This window comes from Streptomyces sp. NPDC051738 (genome assembly GCF_044453205.1).
Classification (GTDB): domain Bacteria; phylum Actinomycetota; class Actinomycetes; order Streptomycetales; family Streptomycetaceae; genus Streptomyces.
In genome coordinates this window covers 406,050-426,769 of sequence record NZ_JBITCM010000001.1, presented here as the reverse complement: position 1 = coordinate 426,769, position 20,720 = coordinate 406,050, and the positions used below count along the sequence as shown (strand labels likewise).

The window sequence follows — 20,720 nt, the reverse complement described above, 5'->3', positions numbered from 1 at the left end:
TCGGATGGAGAGTGAATATCTCCGGGCGTCGATGGAAGGGGAAGGGTTCTAGAAATGAGGACCGATTATGACGCGCTAGGCGATTACCCTCATTACACACAGCAGGTCGACACGCAGCATCTTTGGCAGGTCCCCGGTCCGACGACGATCTCGGCGGAGGCGTGGGATCCGGATGCCGAGCTGGCCCAGATGCTGAACACGGCGCACGGCATGGATCTGGATCCGGCCGCTCCCCTGCTCGACAGCGGGACGCGTCTGCTGGACAGGGACGCTCGCCCGCTGGACAGGGACACCCGCCCGCTGGACCGAGACACCCGTCCGCGCCGCCCGGTCAATCGACGGCGGCCCCAGGCAGGCGCTCGCATCCTCGGCGGAAACCCGCGGATCATCACCGTCGCGGTCCTGGTCGCGGCGATCACGGTGTGTGCGGTGACCATGCTGACCTGGTCGATCTCGTACTCGTACGATCAGCTCCGCAGTATCGCGCTGCTCGTGGTGTCGCCGAAACTGGGCGAGTGGTGGCCGTTGACGGTGTACGGGCCGTGGCTGTTAGCCGGACTGTCCATCCTGCGCGCATCCGTTCAGCGCAGAACCGCCCGCCGTTCCTGGGCGGTCATGCTGGTCTCCTCCGGCGTGGCGGTGGCGCTGTGCATCGGCCAGTCACCGCATTCCCTGCTCGCGATGGTGGTCGTCGGAATTCCGCCGATCACCGCCCTGGTCTGCTTCCGTGAACTCGTCGGCCAGTTCTCGTCGCGGCCCGGCCCGAAGCACGCGGCCGACCCGGTGAACGGGACCAAGCAGACGAAATCCTGACCGGTCGGTTCAGGACTGGTACGGCTGCTGCGGCTGCCCGTAGGACTGCTGACCGCCGTGCCCGCCGCCGAGGGCCTGCGCCTGCAGTTGCTCCGCCTGCTCCGCGGTGACCTTCTGCTCGGCGCCGCAGAAGGTGCACTGCGTCGCGTACTTGGTCGAGAACGGGAACAGCGGCACGAAGAACAGCGTGAACTTCGTGACGCGCTTCCTGAGCGTGTGCGCGGCCGGATTGCCGCACTGGCCGCACACCAGGGTGAGTATCGCGAGCTGGTAGAGGTAGCCCTTGGTACCGAAGATGATCACGCCGCGGATCCTTTCCGATCGCTTCCTGCCGTGTGTACGACGACGCCCCCTGCCCGAGGAGGACAGGGGGCGTCGTACTGCTTTAGAAGCTACTTCACCGGCTCGGGCTCCGGCTCGCTCTCCGCCTCGGCCGTGTCCTCGGGGTCCACCGGCGTCTTGACCGACTCCAGCAGGAGCTGGGCGACGTCGACGACCGTGATGGACTCCTTGGCCTTGCCGTCGTTCTTCTTGCCGTTGACCGAGTCGGTCAGCATGACCAGGCAGAACGGGCAGGCCGTCGAGATGATGTCGGGGTTGGTGGAGAGAGCCTCGTCGACGCGCTCGTTGTTGATGCGCTTGCCGATCCGCTCCTCCATCCACATCCGCGCACCACCGGCGCCACAGCAGAAGCCGCGCTCCTTGTGGCGGTGCATCTCCTCGTTACGCAGGCCCGGGACGCTGGCGATGATCTCGCGCGGGGGCGTGTAGATCTTGTTGTGGCGGCCCAGGTAGCAGGGGTCGTGGTAGGTGATGATGCCCTCGACCGGGGTCACCGGGACCAGCTTGCCCTCGTCCACCAGGTGCTGGAGCAGCTGGGTGTGGTGGATGACCTCGTAGTCGCCGCCGATCTGCGGGTACTCGTTGCCGATCGTGTTGAGGCAGTGCGGGCAGGTGGCGACGATCTTCTTGGCCGCCTTGGGCTTGGCGGACTCGGGCGTCACCTTGCCGTCGTCGTCCATCTCCTCGCCGAACGCCATGTTCAGAGCCATGACGTTCTCCATGCCGAGCTCCTGGAAGAGGGGCTCGTTGCCGAGGCGGCGCGCGGAGTCACCGGTGCACTTCTCGTCGCCGCCCATGATCGCGAACTTGACGCCCGCGATGTGGAGGAGTTCCGCGAAGGCCTTCGTGGTCTTCTTGGCGCGGTCCTCCAGGGCGCCGGCGCAGCCGACCCAGTACAGGTACTCGACCTCGGTGAGGTCCTCGATGTCCTTGCCGACGACCGGGACCTCGAAGTCGACCTCCTTGAGCCATTCCAGGCGCTGCTTCTTGGCCAGGCCCCAGGGGTTGCCCTTCTTCTCCAGGTTCTTGAGCATCGTGCCCGCCTCGGACGGGAACGCGGACTCGATCATCACCTGGTAGCGGCGCATGTCGACGATGTGGTCGATGTGCTCGATGTCGACCGGGCACTGCTCGACGCAGGCGCCGCAGGTGGTGCAGGACCACAGGACGTCCGGGTCGATGACGCCGTTCTCCTCGACGGTGCCGATCAGCGGACGCTCGGCCTCCGCAAGGGCGGCCGTGGGGACGTCCTTGAGCTGCTCCTCGGACGCCTTCTCCTCGCCCTCCATCGTCTTGCCGCCACCGGCCAGCAGATACGGCGCCTTGGCGTGCGCGTGGTCGCGCAGCGACATGATCAGCAGCTTCGGGGAGAGCGGCTTGCCCGTGTTCCAGGCCGGGCACTGCGACTGGCAGCGGCCGCACTCAGTGCAGGTGGAGAAGTCCAGCAGGCCCTTCCAGGAGAACTGCTCGACCTGGGAGACGCCGAAGACGTCGTCGTCACCGGGGTCGGTGAAGTCGATCGGCTTGCCGCCGGAGGTCATCGGGAGCAGCGCGCCGAGGGCCGTCCCGCCGTCCGCGTTGCGCTTGAACCAGATGTTCGGGAAGCCCAGGAAGCGGTGCCAGGCCACACCCATGTTGGTGTTCAGCGAGACCACGATCATCCAGATGAACGAGGTGCTGATCTTCACCATCGCGGTGAAGTAGATCAGCGTCTGGAGGGTGGCGACGCTCAGGCCCTTGAAGGCCAGGACCAGCGGGTACGAGGCGAAGTACGCGGCCTCGTAGTGCTCCACGTGGTGGATCGCGCCCTCCAGGCCGCGCAGCACGTAGATCGCGAGGCCGATGGTGAGGATGACGTACTCGACGAAGTACGCCTGACCGGACTTCGAGCCCGCGAAGCGGGACTTGCGGCCGGCCCGGGAGGGCAGGCTCAGCAGGCGGATCACGATGAGCACCGCGATGCCCAGGATCGTCATCACGCCGATGAACTCGATGTACAGCTCGAACGGCAGGAACCCGCCGATGACCGGCAGCGTCCAGTCGGCCTGGAAGAGCTGGCCGAACGCCTGCGCCAGGGTCGGCGGCAGGGTCAGGAAGCCGACCGCCACGAACCAGTGGGCGAAGCCGACGATGCCCCAGCGGTTCATCCGGGTGTGGCCCAGGAACTCGCGTACCAGCGTCACACTGCGCGCGTAGGGGTTGTCGGTCCGGCTGCCGGCCGGAACCGGCTGGCCGAGTTTGAAGTACCGGACGAACTGGCCGATGGCGCGTGCTAGCAGCGCAACGCCGACCACGGTCAGTACCAGCGACACGATGATCGCGGCGAGTTGCATTTCGGGGCTCCTCGGGCCTGCGAGGGGTCAGATATTACTAAGCGGTAACTTATGCAGTCCGTCTGAGACTACCCCCATCTTCCGTCGCACTGTAGCCAGGTGCGGGGTGATCTGAGTCGCTGAGGGTTGCCTTAAGATCCGAACGTGTTATTCGTCTCAAAAAGGGATATACGGCACTAACCTAGCTCCGTGCTGTACGGGATCGCCGCCGCCACCGCCGCCCTTCTCCTCGCCGCCTTCCTGTCGGCGCTGTTCCGGCTGCCCGCGCTGCGCCTCGGCATCATCGACCGTCGGCGGCAGCGGCCCCTGCCGTTGTTCGGCGGTCTGGCCGTCGTCCTCGCCACCTGCCTGGTCGTGGCCGGCTGGGAGTGGGCGGGGGTCGCCCCGCTGGGCCCCGAGATCCGGCGGCTGCTGATCGCCGCGGGCGCCGTCGCCCTGCTCGGGCTGGTCGCCGACGTGCGGCGGGTGAAGGCGCGGTTCCTGGTCGGCGGTACGGCCGTGGCGGCGGCCTGCGTGGTGCCGTACGGCGAGACGGGGTTCTGGCTGGGGGTGCCGGCCGTCGGTCTGATCGTCCTCGTCACCGTCGGTTTCAAGGCGCTCGACCATGCGGACGGGCTGGCCGGCACCGTCGGGGTCGTCACCGCCTTCGGTGTCGGTGTGCTCGCGGCGGCCGAGGTGATGGACGAACTCGCCGTGCTGCTCAGCGTGCTGGCCGCCGCGCTGACCGGGTTCCTCATGCACAACTGGCCGCCCGCGCGGATCGGGTTCGGGTCGTGCGGGTCCCTGTTCGTCGGGTTCGTGGTGGCGGCCTCGGCCGTGATGACCCGGGCCGGACGCGATCCGGTGTCGAGCGTGGGCATCCTCTACTCGCTCACCGCCCTCGCCACCGCCGACGTGCTCCTTGTGACGCTGTCCCGCCGGCTGGCCGGGCGGCCACTGCTGCGCGGTGGCCCGGATCACCTGGCCCACCGACTGCGCCGCCTCGGCCTCACCCCGCCGGGCGCGGCCGTCCTGCTGGGGGTCGCCGCCTTCGCCGGGGTGCTCGTCGGGGTTCTCGTGCACATGGGATGGCTCGCGGTGTCCGGGTTGTACTGGGTGGCGGCGGTCGCCCTCATCGCCGTACTCGGACTGCTGCGGATCAAGGTCTACGGGCCTCGGCGTCAACCCTATTTCCCCGTAGGGGATACCACGCGGACGTCCACTCACGTCACATCTACGCAGGTCAGAGCCCAGTTGCGTGTAAGGAACGGATAAGAGTTGAGCGGGGTCGACTCACCTCTGTTGACCGGGTGCCAGGCGTCATGCACACTTGAGTCCGTTCCACTCAAGTCAGCTGGAGGAATCAACCATGGCACGTGCGGTCGGCATCGACCTGGGCACGACTAACTCCGTCGTCAGCGTTCTCGAAGGCGGCGAGCCCACCGTCATCACCAACGCCGAGGGTGCCAGGACCACGCCGTCCGTCGTCGCCTTCGCCAAGAACGGCGAGGTGCTCGTCGGCGAGGTGGCCAAGCGCCAGGCGGTCACCAACGTGGACCGGACCATCCGTTCCGTGAAGCGCCACATGGGCACCGACTGGAAGATGGAGCTCGACGGGAAGCCCTTCAACCCGCAGCAGATCTCCGCCTTCATCCTCCAGAAGCTGAAGCGGGACGCCGAGTCCTACCTGGGCGAGAAGGTGACCGACGCGGTCATCACCGTCCCGGCGTACTTCAACGACTCCGAGCGCCAGGCCACGAAGGAGGCCGGCGAGATCGCCGGTCTGAACGTCCTGCGCATCGTCAACGAGCCCACCGCGGCCGCGCTCGCGTACGGCCTCGACAAGGACGACCAGACGATCCTCGTCTTCGACCTCGGTGGCGGCACCTTCGACGTGTCCCTGCTGGAGATCGGTGACGGCGTCGTCGAGGTGAAGGCCACCAACGGTGACAACCACCTCGGTGGTGACGACTGGGACCAGCGCGTCGTCGACTACCTGGTCAAGCAGTTCGCCAGCGGCCACGGCGTGGACCTCGGCAAGGACAAGATGGCCCTCCAGCGCCTCCGCGAGGCCGCCGAGAAGGCCAAGATCGAGCTGTCCTCCTCCACCGAGACCTCGATCAACCTGCCGTACATCACCGCCTCCGCCGAGGGCCCGCTGCACCTGGACGAGAAGCTCACCCGGGCTCAGTTCCAGCAGCTGACGGCCGACCTGCTGGAGCGCTGCAAGACCCCGTTCTTCAACGTGATGAAGGACGCCAACGTCTCCATCAACGAGATCGACCACGTCGTCCTCGTCGGTGGCTCCACCCGGATGCCCGCCGTCGCCGAGCTCGTGCGCGAGCTGACCGGCGGCAAGGACGCCAACAAGGGCGTCAACCCGGACGAGGTCGTCGCCATCGGCGCCGCCCTGCAGGCCGGTGTCCTCAAGGGTGAGGTCAAGGACGTCCTGCTCCTCGACGTGACCCCGCTGTCCCTCGGTATCGAGACCAAGGGCGGCATCATGACCAAGCTCATCGAGCGCAACACCACGATCCCGACCAAGCGGTCCGAGATCTTCACGACGGCCGAGGACAACCAGCCGTCCGTGCAGATCCAGGTCTACCAGGGCGAGCGCGAGATCGCGGCGTACAACAAGAAGCTCGGGATGTTCGAGCTGACCGGTCTGCCGCCGGCCCCGCGCGGTGTCCCGCAGATCGAGGTCGCCTTCGACATCGACGCCAACGGCATCATGCACGTCACGGCCAAGGACCTCGGCACGGGCAAGGAGCAGAAGATGACCGTCACCGGTGGCTCCTCGCTGCCGAAGGACGAGGTCAACCGGATGCGCGAAGAGGCCGAGAAGTACGCGGAGGAGGACCACGCCCGCCGCGAGGCCGCCGAGACCCGCAACCAGGGCGAGCAGCTCGTCTACCAGACGGAGAAGTTCCTCAAGGACAACGAGGACAAGGTCCCCGGTGAGGTCAAGACCGAGGTCGAGGCCGCCGTCGAGGAGCTGAAGACCGCGCTCAAGGGCGAGGACACCGCCGAGATCCGCACCGCCACCGAGAAGGTCGCCGCGGTCTCGCAGAAGGTGGGCCAGGCCATGTACGCCGACGCCCAGGCCGCTGCCGGTCCGGAGGGTGCCGCCGGTGGTCCGGAGGGCGCCGCCCCGGGTGGCAAGGCCGCTGACGACGACGTCGTCGACGCCGAGATCGTGGACGACGAGCGCAAGGACGGGGCCGCGTAATGACGGAGGAGACCCCGGGCTTCGAGGAGAGGCCCGACGTCCCCTCCGGCGCGACCCCTGACGACGCCGAGTCGAAGGCCGCAACCCCGCCGAACGGCGAGGGGGCGGCCCCGGCCGGGGACGGAGCAGCAGACGCGGGCCTGGTGGCCCAGCTGGATCAGGTGCGTACGGCGCTCGGTGAGCGCACGGCGGACCTCCAGCGGCTCCAGGCCGAGTACCAGAACTACCGCCGCCGTGTGGAGCGGGACCGGATCACGGTCAAGGAGATCGCCATTGCGAACCTCCTGACCGAGCTCCTGCCCGTGATCGACGACATCGGCCGCGCGCGGGAACACGGCGAACTCGTCGGCGGATTCAAGTCCGTCGCGGAGTCGCTGGAGACCGTCGCGGCGAAGATGGGCCTGCAGGCCTTCGGCAAGGAGGGCGAGCCCTTCGACCCGACGATCCACGAGGCCCTGATGCACTCCTACGCTCCGGACGTCACCGAGACGACCTGCGTCGCGATCCTCCAGCCGGGGTATCGCATCGGCGAGCGCACCATCCGCCCCGCGCGGGTGGCCGTCGCCGAGCCCCAGCCGGGCGCGCAGACCGTCAAGGCGGAGGAGGCGACCGAGGCGGCCGGCGACGACAAGGAGAACGGTGGCCCGGACGAGGGCTGACGTTGAACTGACGGAAAACCCGATCAGGGAGGAGGGACGTCGGGGATGAGCACCAAGGACTTCATCGAGAAGGACTTCTACAAGGTCCTCGGCGTCCCCAAGGACGCCACCGAAGCCGAGATCAAGAAGGCGTACCGCAAGCTCGCCCGCGAGAACCACCCGGACGCCAACAAGGGCAACGCCAAGGCGGAGGAGCGCTTCAAGGAGATCTCCGAGGCGAACGACGTCCTCGGCGACCCCAAGAAGCGCAAGGAGTACGACGAGGCTCGCGCCCTCTTCGGCAACGGCGGCTTCCGCCCGGGGCCGGGCGGCGCGGGCGGCTCCTTCAACTTCGACCTGGGCGACCTCTTCGGAGGCGGCGCCCAGGGCCAAGGGGGTTCCGGCGGCTTCGGCGGCGGAATCGGGGACGTCTTCGGGGGCCTGTTCAACCGCGGCGGCACGGGTCCGGGTACCCGCACCCAGCCCCGGCGCGGCCAGGACATCGACACCGAGGTCACCCTCAGCTTCACCGAGGCGATCGAGGGAGCGACGGTCCCGCTGCGGATGTCCTCGCAGTCGCCCTGCAAGGCCTGCGCAGGTACCGGCGACAAGAACGGCACGCCCAGGGTGTGCCCGACCTGTGTCGGCACCGGCCAGGTGGCCCGGGGTTCGGGCGGCGGCTTCTCGCTGACCGACCCCTGCCCGGACTGCAAGGGGCGCGGCCTGATGGCCGAGCACCCGTGCCTGGAGTGCAAGGGCAGCGGCCGCGCGAAGTCGTCCCGGACCATGCAGGTCCGCATCCCGGCCGGGGTGTCGGACGGCCAGCGCATCCGGCTGCGCGGCAAGGGAGCGCCCGGCGAACGCGGCGGCCCGGCGGGCGATCTGTACGTCACCGTGCACGTCGACGCGCACCCGGTGTTCGGCCGCAAGGACGACAACCTCACGGTCACCGTCCCCGTGACGTTCACGGAGGCGGCGCTCGGCGGCGAGGTCAGGGTCCCCACCCTGGGCGGACCGCCGGTCACCCTGAAACTGCCGCCCGGCACGCCCAACGGCCGTACGATGCGGGCGCGGGGCAAGGGCGCGGTCCGCAAGGACGGCACCCGCGGCGACCTCCTGGTCACCGTCGAGGTGAGTGTTCCGAAGGACCTGACGGGGAAGGCTCGTGACGCACTGGAGGCGTATCGCGAGGCGACCGCGGACGAGGACCCGCGGGCGGAGCTGTTCCAGGCCGCGAAGGGAGCATGAGTCAGATGGACGGTCGTCGACGCAACCCGTATGAACTGACCGAGGAGACCCCGGTCTACGTCATCTCGGTGGCGGCCCAGCTCTCCGGGCTGCACCCGCAGACGCTGCGTCAGTACGACCGTCTGGGCCTGGTGTCCCCGGACCGCACCGCCGGCCGGGGCCGGCGCTACTCGGCCCGCGACATCGAACTGCTGCGTACCGTCCAGCAGTTGTCGCAGGACGAGGGCATCAACCTGGCCGGCATCAAGCGCATCATCGAACTGGAGAACCAGGTCGCCGCGCTGCAGTCCCGGGTCGCGGAACTGCAGGGCGCCCTGGACGGCGCGGCGGCGGCGATGCAGCAGCGTGAGGCGGCGGTGCACGCGTCGTACCGCCGTGATCTGGTGCCGTATCAGGAGGTCCAGCAGACCAGCGCGTTGGTGGTCTGGCGGCCGAAGAAGGCCAAGGACTAGACAGCCGTACACGTGACGGGGCCCGGAGGTTCGACCGAACCTCCGGGCCCCGCTTCATGTGCCGGTCGGATGCCGACGTCGGTCAGCGGCCGACGAAGAACTCCAGCGAGGAGCTCTGGGCACCCTGACGCCCGTAGGCGTCCACGGCGTACACGGTGACCATGCACGGGCCGTTGTAGGGCGGCGTCCAGGAGAGGGCACCCGTCGTCGACAGTTGGGTGCCGCTGGATCCGCAGGCGCCGTCGATCTCCCAGGAGTACCCCTTCAGCACCCGTCCTTCGTCGCCCGGGCCGGCCTTGGCGGTGACCTGGATGGCGGCCCGCGCGGGAATCCCCGTCGAGACCAGCGTCAGCCGCGGCGCGGCCGGGCCGGTCGCGGTGGCGGGGGTGAGCCGGTCGACGGTGAGCTGGTCGGAGGGCGCCGACTCGGCAGCCGTGCCGTCCACGGCGGCGACGTAGTAGAACGCCTTGCCCGCCGGAGCGCCGCGGTCGTCCCAGCCGTTGCCGAGCGTGGTGCCGAGGGCGGTCCAGGCGCCGTCGGTGCGGCGGTAGACGCGGAACTGGCCGGAGCCCTCGGCCGCGTCCCAGTGGAGCTCGGTCCGGTCGTCGTGGCGGACAGCGGTGAGCCCGGTCGGGGCGGGTGTGCCGCTGGGCTCGGGCCGCGTGACCGTCACCGGGGCGGAGACCGGGGAGACGTTCATGGCGCCGTCGACCGCGTGCACCCGGTACGTGTAGGCGGTCCCTGTCGCGGCGGTGAAGTCCGTGTAGGACGTGCCGAGCAGCGTCTCGGGCCCGTCCGGGTCCTGCTGCCCGTCGGGCGCGCCCCACACCTCGTAGTGGTGGACGTCCGGTGCGGAAGAGGGCTGCCAGGTGAGCGTGTTGCCCGCGGTGGTGCCCGTCGCCGTGAGGCCGGTGACCTGGCCCGGGGCGGTGCGGTCGACGGTGGTGACGGCCTTCTCCGCCGTGCCCGTCGACTCGTTGCCGGCCTTGTCGTAGGCGCGTACCTGGTAGTAGTACGTCGCGCCGGTCACCGGCAGGGTGGCGTCCGTGTACGTCGTGGAGGTGGTCGTCGCGAGCGGTGTGCTGCCGAACGGCGTGCCCTTCAGCCGCCGGTAGACGCGGTACCCCGCGAGGTCCATCTCCTTGTTCTTCGCCCAGGTCGCCTTCGCCTTGCCGGTCGCCGCGTCGTACGACACCGAAGGCGCCGTCGGGGCAAGGGGCTTGACCTTGTCGACGGCGGCGGAGGTGCGCGGCGTGTAGCCGAACTTGACGTTCGCCGTGCCGGTCCAGTGGGCGAAGTCGACGCGGAGGGTGTGCTTGTCGGCCGGGATCGTGACGTTGACGGTCTTCCTGACCGTCGTGGACACGTTCTTCCAGAGGTCGATCCTGAGCTTGCCGTCCAGGTAGACGCGGATGCCGTCCTGGGCGGAGGCGGAGAAGGAGAAGGGTCCGCCGGAGCCGAAGTCGCGGGTCAGGGTCCAGCGGACGGAGAACCTGTCCTTCGGGAGGCCCGAGGCCGGGGCGCCGGTGCCCCAGTTCTGGTCGATGGCGGTGTCGCAGTCGGTCTTCTTGGCGGTGCCCGAAAGGGTGGTGTTCGCGAAGAACTGCCGCTTGAAGACGGGCGATGCGCAGGTCACTGCGGCGGAGGCGGGCGCGACGGTGGCCGTGAGGAGGCCGCCCGCGGTCACGAGCACGACCGTCGCCGCGGTCGCGGCGGTCGTGCGTCTGGCTGGGTTCATCGGGTCCTTCGGTCTGTTCGGCGACGGTGATCATCACCGTCGCCGAACAGGACTCGCCGGGGCCGGAATTGGTTGTACGACCATTGGCTGTACGGCCATGGGTTGTGCGGCCATGGGTTGTACGACGGCCACTGGGCGGGACGTCAGCCGGGGATCATGTCGCCGGCCATCTCCGTCGCGATCATCCACCAGGGCCGGGCGCCCGTGCCGAAAGCGGCGGCGAGCGCGTAGCCGAGGGCCGCGTCCAGGGGCTCCGGCTCGGCGTCCTCGCGCCACTCGGCGAGCACGCGTCCGTCGCCGTCCGAGGAGAAGTCGCCGATGTGCCGCCCGTCCCGCAGCAGGCGGCTGCCCGGGACGGAGTCCGGCACCAGGCGCCAGACGCGGCCCTCGTGGCGGACGTCGACGCGGTACGAGCGACGGCTCAGCCGACCCTTGGCGGGGGCGAGGACGACCTCCTCGCCGTCCACGGTCAGCGTGAGCCGGCTCCCGTCCCGGGTGCCGACCGGGACGTGCTCCTCGGCCTCGGCCCCTTCCGCGCGGCGCAGTTCGATCCGGGGCACCGACTCGCCCTCGACGATGACCTCGCCCAGCCCGGTGTCGAGCCGGACCGCTATCGCGCCGAACCGGTCGTCCTCGTGCTCGTGCTCGTCCTCGTGCTCGTCGTGCCGGTCCGTGGTCGCGGGTGCCGGGTTCTTGGGCATCAGGTCTTCCTTCGCTGTATCGCCTCGTGCTGATCATGGTCGCGCACGCGGCCGCCGGTTCGGCGGGCCGTGCGGCTGGCCGGGTTCGTTCGGTCCTCTGATCGAGAGCCGGACGGTGTCGCGCACGTGCCCCGACTGCGACTCGCGTGGAATGGAGTGCTTGTGCTGATCTTGGTCGACTCGTCGACCAAGGTTCGGTGGAGGGGGTGTAATGGGCGTTTGGAGGCAGTCCGTCATGTCTTCACATGCTCAGCGGAGCGTGGCGTTGCGCACTCGTTAAGTGATTCCGCTTGACGCTGAGGGGCGACGACGCGTTGGCTTTTCAGACACCTGGGCGCAATGGCGCGTCCGTGTCCCGAAGGCACCAGAAGTGAGCTCCTCTATGCGTCCCATGCGCCCCCTGCGTCGTACCGCCACCGCCGTGGCCGCCGCATCCACGATGACCCTCTCGCTGGCCGCGTGCGGGGCTCTGGGCGTCACCGGGGACAGCAGCGAGGCGAGCCCGACCAAGGGGAACGACGTCACCGTGGGGCTGCTGCTGCCGGAGACGGCGAACACGCGCTACGACAAGTTCGACTTCCCCATCATCAGGAACAAGGTCCTGGAGCTCACCGACAAGCAGGGCAGGGTCGACTACCAGAACGCGGACGCGGACGCGTCCAAGCAGGCGGACCAGCTGCAGCAGATGATCGACGACCAGGTCGACGTGATCCTGCTGGACGCCGTCGACTCGCACGCCATCGCCGACGGCGTGCAGAAGGCCAAGGACGCCGGCATCCCGGTCATCGCCTACGACCGCCTGGCCGAGGGCCCCATCGACGCCTACGTGTCCTTCGACAACGAACTGGTCGGCGAGGTCCAGGCGCGCACGCTGCTTGAGGCCATGGGGGAGGTCGACTCCTCCGACAAGATCGTCATGATGAACGGCTCGCCCACCGACCCGAACGCCAAGCAGTTCAAGGCGGGCGCCCTCTCCGAGCTCAACGGCACGGTGGACATCGCCAAGTCGTACGACACCAAGGACTGGAAGCCGGAGAACGCCCAGGCCAACATGGCCGAGGCGATCAAGGCGATCGGCGTGAACAACATCAAGGGCGTCTACTCCGCCAACGACGGCATGGCCGCCGGCGTCATCAAGGCCCTGGAGGCCGCGGGCGTGTCCGAGCTGCCGCCGATCACCGGGCAGGACGCCGAACTGGACGGCGTCCAGCGGATCGTGAGCGGCGAGCAGTTCATGAGCGTGTACAAGTCGTACCCGCAGGAGGCCGAGAGCGCCGCGCAGATGGCCGTGGCCAAGGTCCAGGGCAAGGACATCCAGTTCGACTCCCTCACCCAGGACCGGGTCGACAGCCCGACCGACAAGGACATCCCGTCCCTGCTGGTCCCCGTGGTCGCGCTGACCAGGGACAACATCAAGAAGACCGTCCTCGCCGACGGGATCTACGAGCTGTCCGAGATCTGCACGGCCGAGTACAAGGCCGGCTGCGCGGCGATCGGGCTCAGCAAGTAGCGCTCGGCGGACACGGCCTCAGGCAGGGGCCCGTCTGTCTGATTACGGCTTCAGGAAGGGGCCCGTCGGTCTTCCGACGGGCCCCTGCTTCTGCCCGTTCACACCACCCGCGTGAACTCCACCGTCACCTCCGGCGGACCACCCGGTACACCCCGGTAGATGCCCTTGTGCGGCGTGACGTCGTCGTAGTCGCGCCCCCGGCCCACCACCACATGGGACTCGTCGGCCCGGGTCCGGTTCGTGGGGTCGTAGCCGCACCAGTCGCCCGCCCAGTACTCGATCCAGGCGTGGCTCTGCCCGGCCACCGGACGGTGCGGTTCCGCCTCCCGCTCGGGGTGCAGATAGCCGGAGACGTACCGCGTCGGCAGCCCCAGCCCGCGCAGCAGGGCGATGGTGACGTGGGCGATGTCCTGGCAGACACCCGCGCCCTGCTCCCAGGCCTCTGCGGCGGAGGTGTTCACCCCCGTCGCGCCGGGCAGATACGACACCCGGTCCGCGACCAGCGACGACACGGCGACCGCCGTCCCGTGCGGGTCGAGGCCGGCCGCCGCCTCCCGCGCCTTGGCGATCAGCCCGTCCGGGACCGTCGTACGCGCCGTAGTGTCCGCGAACTCCAACAGGCGGGAGTTCGCCGTCCGTTCGGCCACCTCCGCCCACCCGGGCGCCTCGGGGAGCGGGCCCGGCGGATGGGTCTCGACCAGGCTGGAGGCGGTGATGGTGAGGTCGGCGTGCGGGTCCATCAGGTCGAAGCCGGTGACCTGGGTGCCCCAGTAGTCCCAGTACGCCCAGGTGGTCGCCGCCGGGCTGATGGTGACCCGGGCGTCCAGGGTGGTCTGGCTGGGCAGCGTCAGCGGGGTCATGCGGACCTCGTTGTGCGAGGACGCGGCGGGCTGGGCGTACGGGACACGCGTGACGTGCTTGATACGGAGGCGGCGCGACGCGGTGGGGTCCGCGGTCAGGGGAGCCGTGGTCATGGTCACGCTCCTTCCTGGGCCCACTCGACGGGCCCCTGGTACGGGAAGAACCGGTCGGCCACGGCGTCCATCGAGGCCATGCACGCCTGCTGCAAGTCCCTCAGCAGTGCGGGCAGTTGCTCCTCCAGGGCGTGCGTGTCCAGGTATTCGAGGCGGGTGCGCATCCGGCCGATCGGGCGGCGCGCGGGGTCCTGGCGGGGGCGGCCCAGCGCGGTGAGGCACTCCTCGGCCGTGGTCAGGGCGTGCAGTGCCGAGCGCGGGAACTCGCGGTCGAGGAGGAGGAACTCGGCGACGCGCGGGGTGTCGCCGAAACCGCCGTACACGCGCGCGTACGCCTCGTCCGCGCCGGACGCGCTCAGCAGGGTCGGCCAGTCGGGCGCGTGGGCGGCGTCCAGCACCCGCACCGACAGCAGCCGTACGGTCATGTCCACCCGCTCAAGGCTGCGGCCCAGCACGACGAAACGCCAGCTGTCGTCCCGGCTCATGGTCGAGTCGGCAAGACCGAAGAACAGCGCCGCGCGCCTGCGCACCAGCTCCAGATAGGCGTACGGCCCCGTGCGCCTCGCGGCCAGTCGCTGGTCGGCCAGCGCGTGCCAGGTGGAGTTCAGGCACTCCCACATCTCCGACGAGACGGCCTCGCGGGCACTGCGCGCGTTCAGCCGGGCGGCGCCCAGCGCGCCCTCGATGGAGCCGGTGGAGCGGGCGTCGAAGGCCAGCTGGTCGAGCACCTGCTGCATGTCCACGGGCTCGCCGCCCGCGTCCATGCCGAGGATCGCGTACAGCGACCGGCAGGCCACGTCCTCGTCGCGCCAGGGGTCCTCCAGCATGCGGTGCAGATAGGCGTCGAGGATGCGGCCCGTGGCGTCGGCGCGCTCGACATACCGCCCGGTCCAGGTCAGCGCCTCGGCGATGCGGGAGAGGATCACGTCGTTCACTGCTGCGCCCCTTCCTGTACGACGGTGGGGGTGCCGTCGGGTCCGAGCTGACGCGGGGCGACGTCGGGCAGTACGGCTGCCGGCGCCGCCGGTCGTTCCGCCGGGCCCTCCGCGAGCACCCAGGTGTCCTTGGAGCCGCCGCCCTGACTGGAGTTGACGATGAGGTTGCCCTCCTGGAGAGCGACCCGGGTGAGGCCGCCGGGCAGCACCCAGACATCGTTGCCGTCGTTGACGGCGAAGGGCCGCAGGTCGATGTGGCGCGGTGCCATCCGCTCGCCCGAGAGGGTGGGGGAGGTGGACAGGGCGACCGGCCGCTGGGCGATGAAGCCGCGCGGATCGTCGATGACGGCTTTGCGAGTGCGTTCGATGGTGTCCCGATCGGCCTTGGGGCCGATCACGATGCCCTGCCCGCCGGCGCCGTCGACGGGCTTGACGACGAGCTGCTCGATCTGGTCGAGGACGGCCTCCAACTGGCCTGGCTCGTCGGGCCGGTAGGACTCGACGTTGGGGAGGATCGGTTCCTCGCCGAGGTAGTACCGGATGAGGTCCGGTACGTAGGTGTAGAGGAGCTTGTCGTCGGCGATGCCGTTGCCCACGGCGTTCGCGAGTGTGACGTTGCCCGCCATGGCCGCGCCCATGACGCCCGGGCAGCCGATCACCGAGTCGGGGCGGAAGTGGAGGGGGTCGAGGAAGTCGTCGTCCAGCCGCCGGTATACGACGTGGACGGGCACCTCGCCGCGCGTCGTCCGCATCCAGACCCGGTTGCCGCGGCAGACGAGGTCGTGCCCCTCGACGAGCTGCACGCCCATCAGCCGGGCCAGCAGGGCGTGTTCGAAGTAGGCGGCGTTGCTGGGCCCGGGGGTCAGGACGACCACGCGCGGGTCCTCGATGCCGTCGGGAGCGGCCGCACGCAGGGCGGCGAGCAGTTTCTGCGTGTACCCGTCGACGGGCAGGACGTGCTGCTCGGCGAAGAGGGAGGGGAAGATCCGGGTCATGGCGCGCCGGTTCTCGATGACGTACGAAACCCCGCTGGGCACGCGGACGTTGTCCTCCAGCACCCGGAAGTCCCCGGCCTCGTCCCGGACGAGGTCGATGCCGGCGACATGGATGCGGACCCCGCCCGGTGGTTCGATCCCGTGGGCGGCTCTGTGGAAGTGCGGGGAGTTGAGCAGCAGCCGCCAGGGCACGACGCCGTCCTCGAAGGCGCGGGCGTGCCCGTAGGCGTCGGCGAGGTAGGCCTCCAGGGCCCTGACCCGTTGGCTCACCCCGCGTTGTATGAGATCCCATTCGAGGGCGTCGAGGATGCGGGGCACGAGGTCCAGCGGCCAGGGCCGCTCCTCGCCCGCGAAGGCGTAGGTCACGCCCCGGTCGGTGAACGCCCGGGCCATCTGGTCGGCCCGGAACCTGAGTTCACTCGGCTCGATCGGCTGAAGCGCAGCCAGCACCGGCTCATAGGCGGTCCTGACCTCACCCGGCCGCTCAAACATCTCGTCCCACGCGTCGGCCAACGCGTACGCGTCAAATATGTCCGCCATGGCCTGACGTTAAGTGCGGGGTGTAACACGGTGATCTCTGGGGGATTTCCGGGAGGTGGCACGCGGAGGGGAGGCGTCCGGGTCGCCGGGAGCGGTCGGCTTCACCGCCGGGGGTGAACGGCGGCGGCTTTGCTGCGCACACCGCAAAGGCTGGGAAGAGACCATCAGCTTGTTGCAACTCGACCGGCGGAGGCCCGGAGATAGCGGGGCGTACCGGTGGTTTACGGCGCCCGTCCCGGCGCAAGCCGTGTTGCGGAGCACGGCCGGTCCGCGCATAGTTGCGCTGCGGAAGCGCGAGCGAACCGTAGGCCCGTGGGCTGTGCACGGCGGTCCCCTAGACCAGGGCCACGCCCTGTAGAGGCGCCCCGGCAGGGGTGCCGGCACCGCGCACCGGAGCGGCGGGCCGGCGAGAGAGGCGAGAACCGGGGGTGGATGGGCGATGGCCGGGCACGGGACGGAGGGGCATCCACACGGTGCCGACCGGCTGTGCGACGCCGGGGATCGCGTGTATTCCCGGGCCATACGGCGTGGCCGGGTGCCGCGCCGGGACGCGGAGCAGGTGCCCTGCCTGCTGGAGCTGGCGCTGCTGCACCCCGACCCCGACGACATGGACTGGCTGGTCCCGACGTCCCCGCAGGAGGTCATGACGCGGCTGCTGCGCGGGGTGTACGACGAGGTCAGCGCGAGCCAGCGACGGGTGGGCTCGGCGGTGGCGGCCTTCGAGTGGTACGCCGGGCTCGGTCCCCAGCCGCCGCAGGCGTCCGGCGCGGAGGGCACGGCGATCCGTGTGCTGGACGGCCCCTCCCGCATCCAGGCGGCCCTGGACGCGGCGACGGAGGCGTGCACGACTCAGGTGCTGACCGTGCAGCCCGGCGGCATCCGACCCGAGCACGAGCTGACGGAGGGCCTGCACCGGGCGCTGGCGCTGCGCGGGCGGGGCGTGCGGATGCGCGACCTGTACACGCATGTGGCCCGGCACGGCCAGGGCCTGCTCAACTACCTTGAGCTGATGGGCGATGCGGTCGAGGCCCGCACGCTGGACGAGGTCATCGACCGGCTGATCCTCTTCGACCGCACGGTTGCCTTCATCCCGGCGAACACGGACCGCACGATGGCGTTGGAGCTGCGGCATCCGGCGCTGGTGAACTACCTGCTGACGGTGTTCGAGCGCCTGTGGCGGCTGGCGATCCCGCTGACGGCGCCCCTCCCCGACACCGGCATCGAGGGCATCTCCCACCGCGAACAGTCCATCGCCGCGCTGCTCGCCGAGGGCCACCAGGACGCGGTGATCGCGGAGCGGCTGGGGATAAGCGTGCGGACCTGCCGGGCGCACATCGCGCGGCTGTCGGAGACGCTGGGGGCGGCGAACCGGACGCAGCTCGGGGTGCGGATCGCGCAGGTGGGGCTGGACCGTCCACGGACGTCGTCGTCCGAGGCCGCGGTGATCAGCGTGGCCGGGGTGTCCGCAGCGCCGGGGGCTACCGGGACTCCCGGGGTCCCTGGTCAAGGATCCCCGACTGGCCGATGAGATAGCCGAGTTGGGCCCGGCTCTCGCTGCCCAGGGTCGCCGCGAGCTTGGCGATGTGGACGCGGGCGGTGCGGACGTTCATGCCTAGGCGGTCGGCTATGACGGAGTCGGTGTGGCCCTCGACGAGGAGGGCGGCTATGGCGTGCTGGCGGGGGGTGACGCCGTTGAGGCTGGGTTGCTGGACGGCTTCCGGGTACATGGGGGTCGCGAGGCGCCAGAGGCGGTCGAAGGTGGTCGCGAAGTACGCGACCAGGGCCGGATGCCGGACTTCCAGGGCGGCGGAGTCGGCGACGTTGACAGGGATGAAGGCGACCTTCCGGTCGATGACTATGAGCCGGTCGGTGACCTCGTCGAGCGTGCGGGCCTCGGCGTCGCCCGTGAGCTGCTCGTAGCGGCCCATGATGGCGGCGGAATGGCGCTGCGTGTGCTGGTAGAGGGTGCGGATACGGCCGCCCCGGTCGAGCATGGCCTGATCGCGGTCCAGAGAAGCGGCGAGGCGGGTGGCCGGGTTCTGCCCGTTGTAGGGCTGAATGGCGAGGAGTTCCCGGCAGGCGTCGGCCATGGCCTCGCCGATGGCCTGGTTGATCAGCTCGTTGCCGTTCCGGATGCAGATGGCGGGTGGATCCGCCGGTGCCGTCGTCCGCCCATCCATCCGCATGAGCGGTTCGAAGGTCTCGGCCAACCGCTCCCCGCGCCGTCGTTCGTCCGCGACACGGTCCGCCGAGGTGCGCAACAGCCTGTGCAGGGCGAGAGCGGGTGCTACGGGTTCCAGCCGGTCGAGGTCCTCGACCGTGGGCTGGAGCAGGCCGAAGTCGATCAGACACGGCGCGTCGACCACGCTCCCGGCTCCCAGGCGTCCCTCGCGCAGGGCCTGGGCGTACAGCCGCAGACCCGGCTCGCACATCTGGTCCGCTCCGTGGCTGTGCGCGTCCGAGGTCACGCCTGATCCTCTCCTGAGATTCAGTGCTCCTGTTCCAGGATTCCTGACTGGGCTATGAGATAGCCCAGCTGGGCGCGGCTACCGCTGCCCAGAGCGGCGGCCAGCTTGGCGATGTGGGCTCGGCAGGTGCGTACGTTCATGCCGAGGCGGCGCGCTATGGCCTCGTCGACGTGCCCCTCCACGAGAAGCTTGGCGATGGAGTGCTGGATGTCGGTGATGCCGTCGGGGGCCGTTTCGTACGGTGCGCCGGCGGTCAGCGGGACCGCGCGGTTCCACATGAACTCGAAGACCTTGATCAGGTAGCGGATGAGCCCGGGGTGACGGAGCTCCAAGGCCACCTGCTGGTCGTCTCGGGTGGGGATGAAGGCGACCGCCTCGTCACAGATGATGAGCCGCTCCACCAGCTCGTCGATCGTGCGGTACTCCACCCTTCCGTTGGAGAGCTGGGCCACGTAGGCCAGCTTCTCCGGGTTGTACCGCGCGGTGTGCTGATAGAGGGTCCGTATCCGCGCGCCCCGTTCGATCATCGGCCGGTCGCGCTCCAGCCCCTGGATGAGTTGGGCCTCCGAGAGGCGATTGCTCGGCTGAATCGTGAGCATCTCGGTCCGGCACTGGGCTGTGGCCAGATTGAGGGCCGCGTTGATCCGTTCTCCGCCCTCCAGCACCGTGATCGAGTGCGTGCTCCCCGTCACCTGGGTGCTGAGGTCCATGAACGGCTGAAGGGCCTCGGCCAGCTGGACCGACAGCCTCCTGTGCTCGGTGATCTCCCGTTCGATGGGATTGAGCCGCTGAGCCAGGGCGACCGACGCGGGAACGGGGATCAGCCAGTTCGCGTCATCAGGATCGGGGTACAGGAGGGCGAACTCCATCAGGCAGGGGGCGGGCTCCACATCCGCGCGGGCGATACGCCCCGTGCGCAGCGCGTTCGCATAGAGACGGCCACCTTCGGCGCACATCTCGGTCAACGCATGGGGATGTGTCGCTTTAGTCTGATTCGTTTCCAAATCTCCACCCCCCAGGGTCCTGAACGTGCAGGAACATGATGCACCGATCGTGTGGCCATGATGTGCCCGAATGAGCCATCGTCTTACTCGACGGGGGAAGAGGGGACCTTCAAGTGAGGACGAAGCCGACTATGCGGAACAGAATGCTTCGCTCGATTCTTGTCGCCGCCTTCTCCACCGTTATGGCCTTCGGAGTCCTGAGTGGCCTCTCGGAATCGAAGAGCGACTCGCGAGCGGACAGCACATGGCCGTCGTCAAGCACGACTGTGACGATCGCCGGGGACAGTACCTGGCCCAGCTCTCCCGCGCGGGACGGCGTCGAGGGGCCGGCATGACGACCCCACCCGACGACCGCTCCTTCCGTAGAGAAATGGCGACCGCCTACCGCTCCGGCTGGCACTTCATCGACCTGGTCACCGCGATCCCCCACCCCGGTGACTCGCTGATGGTGACCGTCTTCGGTGAGCCGGTCGTCGTCACGCGGGACGAGGAGGAGGACGTCCGGGCCTACCGGTGTCTGCGGCGGCCTCGGGGGGCGCCGCAGCCTGTGCGGTGTGCCGTCCGGTACGGAATGATCTTCGTCAACCTGGATCAGCGCGACCACCGACTGGTGGAGCCGGAGGCCCCGGCCCCAAGGACCATCTCAGCCACCCCCCGCAGTGCCTGACGCGATTCCCCCGTCGTAACAGATCGCTCAGGTGCTTCCCCCCGCAGCGGCGTCACCGTGACCTGAACACGGTGACGCCGCTGCAGTTTCTGGGGACATTTCCCGGTATCCGCCCGTCCCGGCGGTGGCTGAAACCGGGCGCCCGGTATTCGGC

Annotated in this window: 18 protein-coding genes; 9 read left to right on the top strand and 9 right to left on the bottom strand. The window is 69.4% G+C overall.

Translation table 11 applies throughout. The features are described from left to right. Positions 1 to 54: 54 nt before the first annotated feature. A complete protein-coding gene (locus ACIA8X_RS01835) occupies positions 55 to 813 on the top strand; it encodes a DUF2637 domain-containing protein (protein ID WP_393449904.1) in 759 nt (252 codons plus the stop codon). Positions 814 to 822: 9 nt separating this feature from the next. Here ACIA8X_RS01835 and ACIA8X_RS01830 read toward each other — a convergent pair whose 3' ends face one another. Both ACIA8X_RS01830 and ACIA8X_RS01825 read right to left on the bottom strand, forming a co-directional pair. Further along, entirely contained in the window at positions 823 to 1,116 is a 294-nt protein-coding gene (locus tag ACIA8X_RS01830; protein ID WP_393449901.1) for a zinc-ribbon domain-containing protein, read from the bottom strand. Between the two features lie 89 nt (positions 1,117 to 1,205). Next, the gene (locus tag ACIA8X_RS01825; protein WP_399457557.1) at positions 1,206 to 3,488 is read right to left on the bottom strand and encodes a (Fe-S)-binding protein; all 2,283 of its coding nucleotides are present in this window, start codon (positions 3,486 to 3,488) and stop codon (positions 1,206 to 1,208) included. A 189-nt stretch (positions 3,489 to 3,677) separates the two neighbouring features. Between ACIA8X_RS01825 and ACIA8X_RS01820 the strand changes: the two genes are divergently transcribed. From ACIA8X_RS01820 to ACIA8X_RS01800, 5 genes are all read left to right on the top strand, one after another. Further along, positions 3,678 to 4,742: an MraY family glycosyltransferase gene (locus tag ACIA8X_RS01820; RefSeq protein ID WP_399457556.1), complete on the top strand. Its 1,065-nt coding sequence runs from the start codon at positions 3,678 to 3,680 to the stop codon at positions 4,740 to 4,742. A 94-nt stretch (positions 4,743 to 4,836) separates the two neighbouring features. Then, complete coding sequence (gene dnaK, locus ACIA8X_RS01815) at positions 4,837 to 6,696, top strand: molecular chaperone DnaK (protein ID WP_393449892.1); 1,860 nt, start codon at positions 4,837 to 4,839, stop codon at positions 6,694 to 6,696. Further along, positions 6,696 to 7,355: a nucleotide exchange factor GrpE gene (gene grpE, locus ACIA8X_RS01810; protein ID WP_393449889.1), complete on the top strand. Its 660-nt coding sequence runs from the start codon at positions 6,696 to 6,698 to the stop codon at positions 7,353 to 7,355. The genes dnaK and grpE overlap by 1 nt, the downstream gene beginning before the upstream one ends. A gap of 45 nt (positions 7,356 to 7,400) precedes the next feature. Then, positions 7,401 to 8,582 carry a molecular chaperone DnaJ gene (dnaJ, locus tag ACIA8X_RS01805; RefSeq protein WP_399457555.1) on the top strand — a complete coding sequence of 394 codons (1,182 nt, stop codon included), beginning with the start codon at positions 7,401 to 7,403 and terminating at the stop codon, positions 8,580 to 8,582. 5 nt (positions 8,583 to 8,587) lie between these two features. Beyond that, positions 8,588 to 9,034: a heat shock protein transcriptional repressor HspR gene (locus ACIA8X_RS01800; RefSeq protein WP_393449883.1), complete on the top strand. Its 447-nt coding sequence runs from the start codon at positions 8,588 to 8,590 to the stop codon at positions 9,032 to 9,034. Positions 9,035 to 9,116: 82 nt separating this feature from the next. Here ACIA8X_RS01800 and ACIA8X_RS01795 read toward each other — a convergent pair whose 3' ends face one another. Then, the gene (locus ACIA8X_RS01795; protein ID WP_399457554.1) at positions 9,117 to 10,772 is read right to left on the bottom strand and encodes a fibronectin type III domain-containing protein; all 1,656 of its coding nucleotides are present in this window, start codon (positions 10,770 to 10,772) and stop codon (positions 9,117 to 9,119) included. A 143-nt stretch (positions 10,773 to 10,915) separates the two neighbouring features. Continuing rightward, positions 10,916 to 11,473: a hypothetical protein gene (locus tag ACIA8X_RS01790; RefSeq protein ID WP_393449877.1), complete on the bottom strand. Its 558-nt coding sequence runs from the start codon at positions 11,471 to 11,473 to the stop codon at positions 10,916 to 10,918. 391 nt (positions 11,474 to 11,864) lie between these two features. Here ACIA8X_RS01790 and ACIA8X_RS01785 point away from each other — a divergent pair, with 391 nt between their 5' ends. After that, entirely contained in the window at positions 11,865 to 12,983 is a 1,119-nt protein-coding gene (locus tag ACIA8X_RS01785; protein ID WP_399457553.1) for a sugar ABC transporter substrate-binding protein, read from the top strand. A 98-nt stretch (positions 12,984 to 13,081) separates the two neighbouring features. On the opposite strand, the gene ACIA8X_RS01780 is transcribed toward ACIA8X_RS01785, so the two are convergent. Genes ACIA8X_RS01780 through ACIA8X_RS01770 form a run of 3 tightly spaced genes read right to left on the bottom strand, consistent with a single transcriptional unit; the run spans position 13,082 to position 16,427 of the window. Next, positions 13,082 to 13,957 carry a transglutaminase domain-containing protein gene (locus ACIA8X_RS01780; RefSeq protein WP_393449871.1) on the bottom strand — a complete coding sequence of 292 codons (876 nt, stop codon included), beginning with the start codon at positions 13,955 to 13,957 and terminating at the stop codon, positions 13,082 to 13,084. 2 nt (positions 13,958 to 13,959) lie between these two features. Further along, positions 13,960 to 14,892 (bottom strand): alpha-E domain-containing protein, encoded by a 933-nt coding sequence (locus ACIA8X_RS01775; RefSeq protein WP_393449868.1) that lies wholly within the window; start codon positions 14,890 to 14,892, stop codon positions 13,960 to 13,962. Next, positions 14,889 to 16,427, bottom strand: coding sequence for a circularly permuted type 2 ATP-grasp protein (locus tag ACIA8X_RS01770; protein ID WP_399457552.1), 1,539 nt, complete (start codon positions 16,425 to 16,427; stop codon positions 14,889 to 14,891). Before ACIA8X_RS01770 ends, ACIA8X_RS01775 begins: the two co-directional genes overlap by 4 nt. Before the next feature lie 439 nt (positions 16,428 to 16,866). Here ACIA8X_RS01770 and ACIA8X_RS01765 point away from each other — a divergent pair, with 439 nt between their 5' ends. Next, on the top strand, positions 16,867 to 17,955 hold the full coding sequence (locus ACIA8X_RS01765) for a LuxR C-terminal-related transcriptional regulator (protein ID WP_399457551.1): 1,089 nt from the start codon (positions 16,867 to 16,869) through the stop codon (positions 17,953 to 17,955). On the opposite strand, the gene ACIA8X_RS01760 is transcribed toward ACIA8X_RS01765, so the two are convergent. Next, on the bottom strand, positions 17,906 to 18,895 hold the full coding sequence (locus ACIA8X_RS01760; protein ID WP_399457550.1) for a helix-turn-helix transcriptional regulator: 990 nt from the start codon (positions 18,893 to 18,895) through the stop codon (positions 17,906 to 17,908). The two genes, ACIA8X_RS01765 and ACIA8X_RS01760, sit on opposite strands and share 50 nt — an antisense overlap. Before the next feature lie 20 nt (positions 18,896 to 18,915). After that, positions 18,916 to 19,851: a helix-turn-helix transcriptional regulator gene (locus ACIA8X_RS01755; protein WP_393449856.1), complete on the bottom strand. Its 936-nt coding sequence runs from the start codon at positions 19,849 to 19,851 to the stop codon at positions 18,916 to 18,918. 379 nt (positions 19,852 to 20,230) lie between these two features. Between ACIA8X_RS01755 and ACIA8X_RS01750 the strand changes: the two genes are divergently transcribed. Then, on the top strand, positions 20,231 to 20,566 hold the full coding sequence (locus tag ACIA8X_RS01750) for a hypothetical protein (protein ID WP_393449853.1): 336 nt from the start codon (positions 20,231 to 20,233) through the stop codon (positions 20,564 to 20,566). Positions 20,567 to 20,720 lie beyond the last annotated feature (154 nt).

Excerpts from the sequence above, each read along its gene's own strand:
- ACIA8X_RS01795 (WP_399457554.1), bottom strand. The coding sequence starts at position 10,772 with ATGAACCCAGCCAGACGCACGACCGCCGCGACCGCGGCGACGGTCGTG.
- grpE (WP_393449889.1), top strand. The coding sequence starts at position 6,696 with ATGACGGAGGAGACCCCGGGCTTCGAGGAGAGGCCCGACGTCCCCTCC.
- dnaK (WP_393449892.1), top strand. The coding sequence starts at position 4,837 with ATGGCACGTGCGGTCGGCATCGACCTGGGCACGACTAACTCCGTCGTC.
- dnaJ (WP_399457555.1), top strand. The coding sequence starts at position 7,401 with ATGAGCACCAAGGACTTCATCGAGAAGGACTTCTACAAGGTCCTCGGC.
- ACIA8X_RS01780 (WP_393449871.1), bottom strand. The coding sequence starts at position 13,957 with ATGACCACGGCTCCCCTGACCGCGGACCCCACCGCGTCGCGCCGCCTC.
- ACIA8X_RS01770 (WP_399457552.1), bottom strand. The coding sequence starts at position 16,427 with ATGGCGGACATATTTGACGCGTACGCGTTGGCCGACGCGTGGGACGAG.
- ACIA8X_RS01755 (WP_393449856.1), bottom strand. The coding sequence starts at position 19,851 with ATGTGCGCCGAAGGTGGCCGTCTCTATGCGAACGCGCTGCGCACGGGG.
- ACIA8X_RS01800 (WP_393449883.1), top strand. The coding sequence starts at position 8,588 with ATGGACGGTCGTCGACGCAACCCGTATGAACTGACCGAGGAGACCCCG.
- ACIA8X_RS01835 (WP_393449904.1), top strand. The coding sequence starts at position 55 with ATGAGGACCGATTATGACGCGCTAGGCGATTACCCTCATTACACACAG.
- ACIA8X_RS01825 (WP_399457557.1), bottom strand. The coding sequence starts at position 3,488 with ATGCAACTCGCCGCGATCATCGTGTCGCTGGTACTGACCGTGGTCGGC.
- ACIA8X_RS01750 (WP_393449853.1), top strand. The coding sequence starts at position 20,231 with ATGACGACCCCACCCGACGACCGCTCCTTCCGTAGAGAAATGGCGACC.
- ACIA8X_RS01785 (WP_399457553.1), top strand. The coding sequence starts at position 11,865 with ATGCGCCCCCTGCGTCGTACCGCCACCGCCGTGGCCGCCGCATCCACG.
- ACIA8X_RS01790 (WP_393449877.1), bottom strand. The coding sequence starts at position 11,473 with ATGCCCAAGAACCCGGCACCCGCGACCACGGACCGGCACGACGAGCAC.
- ACIA8X_RS01765 (WP_399457551.1), top strand. The coding sequence starts at position 16,867 with ATGGCCGGGCACGGGACGGAGGGGCATCCACACGGTGCCGACCGGCTG.